Origin of the sequence: Planococcus sp. A6 (assembly GCF_028823615.1) — a bacterium.
Taxonomy (GTDB): Bacteria; Bacillota; Bacilli; order Bacillales_A; family Planococcaceae; genus Planococcus.
Map to the genome: position 1 here is coordinate 22,172 of NZ_JAPEHT010000026.1, position 10,796 is coordinate 32,967.

Here is a 10,796-nt window from a genome sequence, read left to right on the forward strand (position 1 = left end):
CAGAGGAGAGATTACATGTCTATCAAAGAAGTAACAGATGCTACGTTTACCGAATTGACTGGCCAAGGAACTGTCATTGCAGAACTGGGAGCAGCTTGGTGCGGCCCTTGTAAAATGATCGCTCCTGCACTCGAAGAAATTGACCAGGATTCCAACAACCAAATCAGTGTCGTCCAATTGGATGTCGACGAAAACCAAAAAACGGCCCAGCAGTATGGCGTCATGAGCATACCGACACTCTTGTTCTTCAAAGATGGCGAGTTGAAAGAAACGACTGTAGGCTTCAAGCCCAAAGAACAAATCCTTTCCATCGCTGAAAAACACGTCTAAAAGAAAATTTTATTTGATAAGCAATTTAATTACCGAAATGGAGATGATGGGCATGACAACCGAAATGAGACGTGAATTCGACGAATACATCAAAAAATTCAAGGCTTCAAAACCAGAGGGAATCCAGCAGCAAATGCAGGACGCCATCACTGAACTTGAAGCTTCGGATGAAGGCAAAGGCTTGAAAAAAGGCGATAAAGCCCCGAACTTCACCTTGCCGGACGCTGCAGGAAACTCCATATCGCTTGATGAGCAATTGAAGCAAGGCCCAGTCATTTTGACTTTCTACCGTGGCAATTGGTGCCCTTACTGCAATATGGAACTACGTGCTTACCAACAGATTATCGGGGAAATCCACGGTGCTGGAGCCGAACTATTGGCCATCAGCCCGCAGACTCCTGACCATTCCATGTCGGCCCAGGAAAAGCATGACTTGGAATACAAAGTATTGAGCGATGTCGGCAACAAAGTAGCGGACGAATTCAATTTGGTCTATCGCTTGCCGGATTACCTCATCGATATCTACAAAGGCAATAAATTAGATGTCGACAAGTACAATGGCGATGCAGAATGGACTTTGCCTGTATCCGCTACGTACATCATTTCAAGCGATGGCACAATCGCTTATGAATACACAAAAGCAGATTATAAAGATCGCGTAGAACCGTCCGAAGTATTGGCCGAGTTGAAAAAAATACAATAATTCCTAACCCCCATCTTTAACAGGTGGGGGTTTTTGACTTTTCTAAAGCTTTTCTTGGCCATTCGTTAAATGCATATATTCACAGTTTTCTTCAGATGGTTGATAGTGTTCAGCCAAACGAATAGTCAATGAATGAGCGAAGCTTAGCTGAGGACATTCATTTGCGACGCAACTGTAGCGCAGATGCGTGAGCAACGGTTTTCTTGCGATGCTCGAACGCAGTGATAGTTGAATATAAGGTTTTTCGCAGCAAATGAGGCGGCTCGATTCCCCCTTCACGGAAAACGAGCGATAAGCTTCGGAAAATGCGACTTCTTTATTTTCTAGACTGCCTGAAAAGAGTGGCCATTGCCGCTCTTTTTTCTTCCTCTAAAAAGTTCGCAGGAATCATTGACAATCCCTATAAAACTACTATACTTTATTAAATGATATCCGATTGGAAAGGTAGGTTTTATAGCCGGTGAATTATTTTGTTTATTGAAATTCAGCACATCAACAAAATCTATACCGATAAAGATAATAATGCCAATACGGTATTAGAAGATATCAACCTTGAGATTCCGAAAGGCCAATTCGTCTCGATTCTCGGCCCTTCCGGTTGCGGCAAGTCGACTTTATTGTCAATGATTGCCGGCCTCACTTCCGCTTCTTCCGGCGGCATCGTCGTCGACGGAAAAAATGTGCAGAAACCGGGTAAAGACCGCGGCATGGTGTTCCAGGAAGCCGCATTGTTCCCATGGATGACGGTCACAGAGAATGTCGTGTTCCCGCTGCGCAAGGAAATGAATAAAAAACAGGCGATTGAACGCGCACGCCATTTCCTGCAGATGGTCCAGCTCAGTAATTACGCCGGCCATTATCCGCACGAACTGTCTGGCGGCATGCAGCAGCGGGTCTCAATCGCCCGTTCCCTCGCGATGGACCCGGCTGTGCTCTTGATGGATGAACCGTTCGGCGCGCTCGACGAACAGACGCGCAGCCGACTGCACGGACAGCTCGAGAAGATTTGGATCGATACACAGAAAACAATCGTCTTCGTCACGCACAGCATACAGGAATCGATTAAATTATCGGATCGGATCGTGGTGATGGGCACGCGTCCCGGCACCGTCATCGCCGATATCGAAGTCGACATTCCGCGCCCTCGGGACGAACATAAACAACAAGTCGCCGCACTCGAAGAGCGCATCATGGGGCTGTTGAAAGGCGAAATCGACAAAGTCATAAATGAGGAGCTTGCTTATGAAGCCCGCAGTTAAGCGCCTCATCTTTTTCGCAGCACTCATTTTATTCTGGGGGCTTGGCTCCCATTTCGAATTATGGCATGAAACCATCTTGCCTTCCCCGTTTAGCGTGTGGGATGCACTTGTGGCAGGCTTTGCCGACCTGACTTTAGTCTATGATTTAGTGGCAAGTTTCCGCCGCCTGTTGATCGGCCTTGCCGTTTCCTTATTGATCGGCACCGCACTTGGCATTTTGCTGGCACGCTCGAAGACGGCCGATGATACGATTGGCTCGATGGTGCTCGCCTTGCAAAGCGTGCCGAGCATCATCTGGCTGCCGCTTGCGATGATGTGGTTCGGCCTCGGCGAAGGCGCTATCATCTTCGTTGTCATCTTAGGCGGCACATTCGTCATGACACTCAATGTACGGACGGGCATTAAAAACGTCAATCCGCTCTATATAAAAGCAGCGCGCACGATGGGATCTACCGGCATCGACTTGTTCTGGAAAGTCATCATTCCGGCTTCCATCCCTTATCTCGTAACCGGTGCGCGTCTCGCCTGGGCATTCGCCTGGCGTGCGCTGATGGCCGGTGAGCTGCTAAGTGCCGGACCGGGACTTGGCTATACATTGCGTTACGCTTCCGACTTTGGCAATATGGCGCTCGTTATCGGCGTCATGATCATCATCGGTGTCGTCGGTGCAGTCGTCGACCAATTGATTTTCCAACGCATCGAAAAAAACGTCCTGAAACGCTGGGGACTCGAATCCTAAAACCCAAAACCATTTGAGGAGGAACTATTTCATGAAAAGATCCGGACTTATTTTAACGACATTTGCAGCTGCAGGAATCTTATCAGCGTGCGGCGCTTCAGGTGCTGCGACAAGCGATTCCGAAGATACCGTCGTACTCGGCTATTTCCCGAACCTTGATCACGCCACGGCAATGGTCGCCAAAGACCAGCAGTTTTATGAAAGCAATTTACCGGAAGGCACCAATGTCGAATACGTCACATTCGCTGACGGCTCCGACTTCATGACAGCGCTGAAAACCGGTGATATCGACGGTGGGCTGGTTGGTCCCGGACCTGCGATGAACAACTACACGAACGGTGCAGATGTGCGCATGATCGCCGGCGGTGCGAGTGGCGGAACCGTTGTCATGGCACGTGATGGCAGCGGCATCGAATCCATCGAAGATATTCCGGGCAGCACATTCATCACTCCGCGCGTTGGTTGCACACATGATGTCCAGTTCGAGACGTACATGAAAGAAAACGACATCACATCAAACCGCATCGGCGGTGAAATGATTCACCAAACGGGAAAACCGGCGCAATATGAAGCGATGTTTGAAACAGGCAAAATCGATGTCGCGGTCGCACCTGAACCTTGGGCATCTGTTCTTGCCCAAAATACCGGTGCCAAAGTGATCATCGAACCGGATGAAATTTCATTTGGCACATCACTTCCGGCATCTGTCCTTGTCACTTCGAGCGAAATGATCGAATCCAATCCTAAAACGGTTCAAGGAATAGTCGATGCGCACGAAGAGGCAACTGCTTATATTAAAGAAAATCCAGAAGAATCCAAAGAAATCGTCATCTCCACAATTGACGATATAACTGGCCAGGAACTCGATAAGTCCGTCATTGACGGAGCTTGGGGCAATATGTTCTTCAGCACGGACATCGATGGCGATGAAATCCAAGCCTTTGGCGACTCGTCATTCGACTTGAAATTCCTGAAAGAACAACCTGATTTCAGCGAATTGACCGATACACAGTTTTTGAACTAACTGGAATGAACGAAACCCCTCACCAGAATAAGCGGTGAGGGGTTTTTTCATGTCCGCTGCGCTTTTTCAAGCCTTGCAACAGCGCGCCAAGCATGGTAAATCAACCGGTCGAACCATAACAAGGCATCGACTTTTTTCAAAACCGTCGCGAGCTCCGTTTCGTTTTTTGCAGCACGGACGTAATATTCATTGCGCCGTGCTTTCCGTTCGGCAGCCATTTCTCCGGAAGCGGAACTGAATTCCTTGGCAAGTTCCGGCAATTGTTCGTCTTCGGTCATTTCCGTTTGTGCTTTGTCGAGCAGCGGCATCCATTTTCCGGTGAGGCCTGGATGGACTAGGTAGGCTTCCCGGCCGATCGGCTCTTCGATCACTTGCAGCAGGCGATCGACATGGTCAAGTGTATGGAGAATCTGGACATGCCGCTGGAATGCTTCTTGCGGCATGGACTGGATTTGGTCAAGAAACGTACGTATTTCCATTGCCGCCCCATGCAATGTATCCACTTTTCGCCGGTCCACAGTGCCATCACGCAGCACCATCCGCATGAGTTGCATCAACTCCGATAATACCAATTGAATCGCTTGATGCACTGCTTCGAGCGCTACTTCCGGAAGCTTGGCTACTTGCGGGTTTAGATGCCGGACGAACGGATTGCCTTTTTCCGGGACGATTTTTTCGATAAAACGAATGAACGGGCGGATCAACACCGCAAAGACCAAAACACCGAGCACATTGAACAAAGTATGGAAAATGGCGATGCCGAATGCCGGATCGAATTCATCGAATATCATCTCGGTGATGGCAGCCGTCATTTGCAATAACTGCGGCGTCAACATAAGCGCCAACACGGCAGTCCCGATATTGAACAACACATGCGTCAAGCCTGCCCGTTTCGCGGCTGTCCCCGCCCCGATTGCGGCAAGAATGGCGGTGAGTGTCGTCCCGATGTTTTGGCCGATGACGAGATATGCCGCCTGTTCAAATTCGATAACCCCCGAAAATAAAGCTGTCAGTGTGGTCGCGACAGCAGCACTCGAAGATTGCATGATGATGGTCATCACAGTGCCGATCAACACGAGCAGGAAAATATTCGTCAGCCCCGCAAACGAAACGGCTTGCTGCAGTTCACCCATCCCTTCCTGCAATACGCCAATGCCCAAAAATAATAGCCCGAATCCTGCAAGAACCGAACCATAAGCCATGTTTCGCTCGGGCAGAAACGTTTTCAATAACACCCCGAAACCGACGATGGGCAGCGCCCAGGCTTGCAGGTCCACTTTAAAGCCAATGAGCGAGACGAGCCAGCCAGTGCTGGTGCTGCCGATATTCGCCCCCATGATCACGCCGACGGATTGCGCAAAGCTGAGCAATCCTGCACTGACAAAGCCAATCGTCAAAAGTGTAATGGCAGTGGATGATTGGATGATGGCTGTAATGAGAGCACCGGAAAAAATGGCACGGCCAGTACCTCCCGCGAAACGGTTCATCCATCCCTTGATGAATTCCCCAGTCAGCTCTTTCAAAGAACCCGTCATCATTTGCATACCGAGAAGAAACAAGCCAATCCCCCCCAGAATCACCAAAAGCATCCCCATCACAACCACCTCCTTTGATTTACAGTGTAAACGAAAACGAAGATTTTTACTGAAAGAAAATCAGCTGTTTTTCCGCTGGTGAATTATAACCACTCAAAAAAGAGCCTTCCGCAGAAAGCTCTTGCTCTTTACTTCATGTCATGGGAAAACTTAATCTCTTCCCCACCTTTATAATCGACTTCCAGCTCGAAATCCTCTACTTCAGCCGCCTCGATCGACAATGCTTGAAGAACTTCAGCTTTCATGTCATCGATGGAACGGGCTGTCGTGATGTTAATTTGGCCGAGCAACTGTTCCATCTCATCGAGTGCTCCTGCCCCTTCGCTTTCCGATCCATCGCGGCGCTCGATTTCCGCTTCCCGCTCATCGCTTTCGAAATCATAACTCGATTCGCCGCCTCCCGCAAATGTCAGTTCGAGTGAGAATTCATCGAGCTCTTCGGATCTTGCGCCGTTTCTCACATCGTGGTCGATCTCCATTTCTTCGCCCGAATCAAATTTCACATCCAGTTCAAACTCCCGGACCTCCGCTTGCTCGGCATTGACTGCTTCCAACACTTCGCGCTTGATGTCTTCTAGTGGGCGTGCCGTTGAAAACTGAATGGCCTGGAAAAGCTGCGCAAATTCATCTTGGGCTTCCTGGCCAGATAGCCGGTCTCCCGAATCGCGCTCGATTGAAGCTCGGTTGCGGTCGTAATCGAATTCCCATTCACGGTCATCCGTGAACGCTAAATCCAAGTCGAATTCGCGGATCTCGCCGTTTGCTGCTGAAGATGCTGTTTGGTTATCTGACGCTGCCTTCTCCGTGCTGTCCGCTTGTTCAGCAGACTCTCCTTGCGCTTCGCCACTATCGCCATTCGTTGCACCTGTCTGTTGTTGCGTTGCATTTTCGGTATCTGCTGTTGTCGTTTGGCTCGTATCTTGTCCTGTGCCGCATCCTGCCAATAAAATCACCGCGGCCATTCCTGCCGTCATTTTCTTCATCTTCAAACACCCTTTCTCGCTTTATGATAGTTCTATCATATCCGCGTGGACTGAGTGACTGCTGAGGAGAACATTAAAATTCCATGAGAATGAAAAAAAGCGGAGGCATCCAATCCTCCGCTTCTTATGAAATACTGGTTTCTTGATTGCGCCAAAACCAAATGACAACGGGCACCAATAATAATGACAGGATTCCGCCGCCAAGCGACAGCACCGCAAAGCTCGTGCCGGCTACAACCATCCCCGACATGCCACCGCCAGTCGCACCGGCCAAGGCGATCAGGACATCGACCGACCCTTGTGTTTTCGCTCGCGCTTTCGGTTTTGTCGAATCGACAATCAATGCCGTGCCGCTGATCAAACCAAAGTTCCAGCCGAGCCCGAGCAACGCTAATGCCAGAATCAGGACAAACAGCGAATCTCCAGGAGCGAAAGCCGCAACAAGCCCTGCTGCGAGCAAGGTCACCCCGGCTGCGACGACCATCGCGACGCGTCCGGCCTTATCGACCAGCACCCCGGTCACGAGCGACGGCAAATACATCGCCGCGACGTGGATGCCGATGACCATGCCAATCGCATTGAGGCTATGGCCGTGGTGGCCCATATGCACCGGCGTCATGGTCATGATTGCAACCATGACGATTTGCGTGATGACCATAACCGTTGCACCGAGGAAAACACCGCGGCTATTGACCGCTGGGCCCGCTACTTCTTCTTCTCCTGACGCGGCTTGATCCCGCTTTTGCTGATCGCTGATAAAACGCGACACCATGAGCGGATCTGGCCGCAATAGCGCAAATAACACGATGCCTGCCAGTATGTATGCAGCTCCCGCTAAAATGAACGGACCGGCAAGTGATGGAACCCCGATTGATTCAGCGAAACTTCCCATGACGCCAACGAGATTCGGCCCGGCAAATGCACCGAACGTTGTCGCCACCATAGCGATGCTAATGGCCGTTCCACGCTGCTTCGTGCTTGCCAAGTCTGTTCCTGCATAACGCGCTTGCAGATTCGTCGCCGTTCCTGCCCCGTAGATGACAAGCGACAGGAATAACAGAAATACATTCCCCCAGATCGCGGCAAATACGACGCCGACCGAACCGACACCGCCTGTCAGAAAACCGGCAGCCAAGCCCGTCCTGCGGCCAAAACGCTGCGACAAGCGCCCAACGACGAGCGCGGCCCCAGCTGATCCGAGTGTAAAGAGAAAGACCGGAAGCCCCGCGTAGCTATCTGTGCCGAGCATATCCCGTGCGAGCAAAGCCCCGACCGTAATTCCGGCAGCCAGTCCCGCTCCCCCGAAAATTTGCGAGAGCATGACAATCCATAAGGTGCGCTTATACAAGCCCTGCAGTTTTTCTGGCGACTCGATATAGCTTTCAAGCGTTTGACTGCCTGCTTTTGTTCTTCCATTAGCCATCGTTCGGCCTCCATTCAAGGTTAAATAACAGCTTCATTATAGCGTGTTTCCTTTTGCTGTGGAGGATAGAATTTCAGGCAATAAAAAAAGAGCCAGTTGCGGCTCTCGTTTTTTAAACAGCCTGTTCGCTGCTTTCTTCAACTTCGCGGCGCCATTTTCTCAGCGCACGCCGTTGCCTTGTGTCCCGGACTGTGTATCCTTTTGCACGGCCAAGCAAGTGGATGCGCTCTGCTTCATGCGCGGAATCGATTTGCCCGAGATGGATCGCCAGAAAGAATTCCAAAAAGCGGATCGCTTCGATCTGTTCTCCAGTTGAAGTTGGATCTAACCTGTCCAGATTCAATTTCATTCGCTGCAAATCCGGAACCCCGGGTTCATGGACTTTGGAAAAGCGTTTATAAAAAGCCATCATGTCTGAATACAAACTGCTGGTTTCTTTCCGAAGCTTGCTTCTGGTCATTGGCGTCATCACGGGAAACCCCTCCTTATTTTCATTTCGTCCGCATGTATCTATGCTTTAGGCAGTTAATGATTTCTACCCCTTTTCGCATTTGGCTACACCTGTTCCAAAATGAAAATTGTCCGGATGGTTAATTTGATTGTGGCTGGTTGCGCAAATAAGCGGCGAGGACGTCCGCTGCCCGTTGGCGCACATGAATAAAAGCATGGTCCATCGATTGTTTTTCAGTGACAATTCCGCCTGAGACTGAATGCACTTCTTTGAAAAAGCGCATCAAGTCCTCGCGGCTCTCCGGATCGATCACGCCGGATAATAAGATGACCGGCTTATTGTGGGCAGCAGCCGCTTGTGCAATGCCAAAAGCCGTTTTTCCGGATAAAGTCTGCCGATCTGACTTCCCTTCACCTGTGAAAATCAAATCACTCGACGCCACGCTTTCTGAAAATCCCGAAGCTTCAAGAACGACGTCGATTCCGCGCTTCATTGCGGCCGGGAAAAATGCCAGAAACGCGCCGCCAGCACCTCCTGCAGCCCCCGCCCCTGGATAGTCATGCAAAGACACGCCAGTCTCATTCTCCACGATATCGGCGTAATGGCTTAACTTTCGGTCCAGCGCCTCCGCCATCTTCCGATTCGCGCCTTTTTGAGGGCCGAATACATGCGAAGCGCCGTTTGGCCCGGTCAGTGGATTATCGACATCACTCGCGATGACAAAATAGCAATCCTGGATACGCGCATCAAAAGAACTTGTATCTATCATATAAAGTTTATCCAGTGCCCCAGCTCCTGGCGGCAGTTCCTTACCTGAAGCATCAAGAAATCGCATACCAAGCGCACGCAGTATTCCTGTCCCTCCATCATTCGTCGCGCTGCCCCCAAGCCCGATGATGAAATTCCGAAACCCGGCGTCAAGTGCATGGCAGATCAATTCCCCAGTCCCTTCCGTCGATGCGCGTTCCGGGTTGCGCTCTGTTTGTGAAAGCAAAGTTAATCCGGATGCCTCGGCAATCTCAATCACGCAAGTCTCGGAGTTCCCGAGCACTCCATAACTGGCAGCGACCGGCTTTCCGAGAGGTCCTGATACTTGATGCGTAACCATGCGGCCGTTTGTCGCTGCGACCAGATTCACCATGGTCCCTTCACCGCCGTCCGCGGACGGCAATTCGATGACCTCGCTATCTGGCGCTGCATCCATTATCCCTTCTGCCATTGCACGTGCTGCTTGTTCAGCTGAAATGCTGCCTTTAAACGAATCCGGCGCCACAATAATCTTCATACAATCCCCCCAATCTGAATAAATGCGATCGTTCAAAAAAATCTACCTATATTGAATGTACAAGTTTCAAAAAGTTGCGGCAAGATGTTTAAGCACGATTGGCATGTGGTAACTACTTAACAGAAGCGTTTAATGAGCTTCCCCTTCACCCCCAAATTTTTTGAAGGCCCGATGCAGGCAACTGCACCGGGCCATTTCTTTTAGTGCGTAATCAAAAAATCCCCGCAGCAAATATTTGCTGCGGGGATTTTTTCTTTAAATGATGCCTTGCCAGCGCAAGATCACTTCAGCGATCAACGCTGAGCCAATGAAGGTCCCGAGGAAGACCGCGACGGCGACCAAAAAGCTCCGGAAGCCCAGTTTGCGGAAATCTGCCCAGTTCGATCCGACCGAGATGCCGGCATAAGCGAGAATCGGTGTGGCAAGCGCCAAAATACCGATCTGGCTTGTCCAGGCAACGACATAATCCGAACCCGGAAACCATGGCAAAGAAATGATGATGGCAAGTATGCCGATATAGCCGACTGCCGGCATGCTGAAAGGCAGTGCTTTCTCCAACATCAACCCGACGAGGCTCACTGCAATCAAGACAAGCATTCCCGGAATCGCTTCCCATGGCAAGACGTCCATGCCGAACCAATTGCCGATTAAGGCGGCGACGCCGAAAATGGCCAATACCCACGTCCATTCGATTACGCTTTTAAGCATTCGGCCCGCCTCCTTTTGCAGCTTTCCGTTCCGACCGTCTCATCATGATGCTGTACAATTTCTCCGTCAGCGGCAAACCGATGAAGATACTGAAATACAAACCGGTGGAAAGCGACAGCAAATTGCTCGCTCCCGCAAAAGCAACGATCTGTTCTTCCAATTCGGGATATGCCCCGATCAGCGAACCACTCGCCGCAGCCATCATCGATCCGCTCCCGACGCCGGATGCCATGGCGAACGACAGCGGGTGAAGCGGCGTCGCCGTCGCAAGCAATCCGGATATCAAGCCAAGAAAA

The 10,796-nt window shown here is 50.6% G+C and carries 12 protein-coding genes; 5 read left to right on the forward strand and 7 right to left on the reverse strand.

Annotated features, from left to right (window positions below; all coding sequences use genetic code 11):
* Positions 1-15: 15 nt before the first annotated feature.
* The 5 genes from trxA to ON064_RS05940 all read left to right on the forward strand — a co-directional run bounded on the left by trxA (position 16) and on the right by ON064_RS05940 (position 4,055).
* A complete protein-coding gene (gene trxA, locus ON064_RS05920; RefSeq protein WP_274624049.1) occupies positions 16-330 on the forward strand; it encodes a thioredoxin in 315 nt (104 codons plus the stop codon).
* A gap of 52 nt (positions 331-382) precedes the next feature.
* Positions 383-1,033, forward strand: coding sequence for a peroxiredoxin-like family protein (locus ON064_RS05925; protein ID WP_274624050.1), 651 nt, complete (start codon positions 383-385; stop codon positions 1,031-1,033).
* Between the two features lie 470 nt (positions 1,034-1,503).
* Positions 1,504-2,292: an ABC transporter ATP-binding protein gene (locus ON064_RS05930; RefSeq protein WP_058381454.1), complete on the forward strand. Its 789-nt coding sequence runs from the start codon at positions 1,504-1,506 to the stop codon at positions 2,290-2,292.
* Positions 2,276-3,031: an ABC transporter permease gene (locus ON064_RS05935; RefSeq protein ID WP_121300578.1), complete on the forward strand. Its 756-nt coding sequence runs from the start codon at positions 2,276-2,278 to the stop codon at positions 3,029-3,031. Before ON064_RS05930 ends, ON064_RS05935 begins: the two co-directional genes overlap by 17 nt.
* A 31-nt stretch (positions 3,032-3,062) precedes the next feature.
* Positions 3,063-4,055 carry an ABC transporter substrate-binding protein gene (locus ON064_RS05940; protein WP_274624051.1) on the forward strand — a complete coding sequence of 331 codons (993 nt, stop codon included), beginning with the start codon at positions 3,063-3,065 and terminating at the stop codon, positions 4,053-4,055.
* Positions 4,056-4,102: 47 nt separating this feature from the next.
* Here the strand turns inward: ON064_RS05940 and ON064_RS05945 are convergent, their stop codons facing one another.
* From ON064_RS05945 to ON064_RS05975, 7 genes are all read right to left on the reverse strand, one after another.
* Positions 4,103-5,650, reverse strand: a complete 1,548-nt coding sequence (locus tag ON064_RS05945) for a Na/Pi cotransporter family protein (protein WP_274624052.1) — start codon at positions 5,648-5,650, stop codon at positions 4,103-4,105.
* A gap of 128 nt (positions 5,651-5,778) precedes the next feature.
* A complete protein-coding gene (locus ON064_RS05950; protein ID WP_274624053.1) occupies positions 5,779-6,633 on the reverse strand; it encodes a YusW family protein in 855 nt (284 codons plus the stop codon).
* A 124-nt stretch (positions 6,634-6,757) separates the two neighbouring features.
* On the reverse strand, positions 6,758-8,056 hold the full coding sequence (locus ON064_RS05955) for an MFS transporter (RefSeq protein ID WP_274624054.1): 1,299 nt from the start codon (positions 8,054-8,056) through the stop codon (positions 6,758-6,760).
* 112 nt (positions 8,057-8,168) lie between these two features.
* Positions 8,169-8,528 (reverse strand): hypothetical protein, encoded by a 360-nt coding sequence (locus tag ON064_RS05960; protein ID WP_274624055.1) that lies wholly within the window; start codon positions 8,526-8,528, stop codon positions 8,169-8,171.
* A 118-nt stretch (positions 8,529-8,646) separates the two neighbouring features.
* Positions 8,647-9,792, reverse strand: coding sequence for a glycerate kinase (locus ON064_RS05965; RefSeq protein ID WP_274624056.1), 1,146 nt, complete (start codon positions 9,790-9,792; stop codon positions 8,647-8,649).
* Positions 9,793-10,047: 255 nt separating this feature from the next.
* Positions 10,048-10,500: a hypothetical protein gene (locus tag ON064_RS05970; RefSeq protein ID WP_274624057.1), complete on the reverse strand. Its 453-nt coding sequence runs from the start codon at positions 10,498-10,500 to the stop codon at positions 10,048-10,050.
* Positions 10,493-10,796: DUF3100 domain-containing protein (locus ON064_RS05975; RefSeq protein ID WP_274624058.1), on the reverse strand; the 304-nt coding region annotated here is incomplete at its 5' end. The genes ON064_RS05970 and ON064_RS05975, both read right to left, overlap by 8 nt.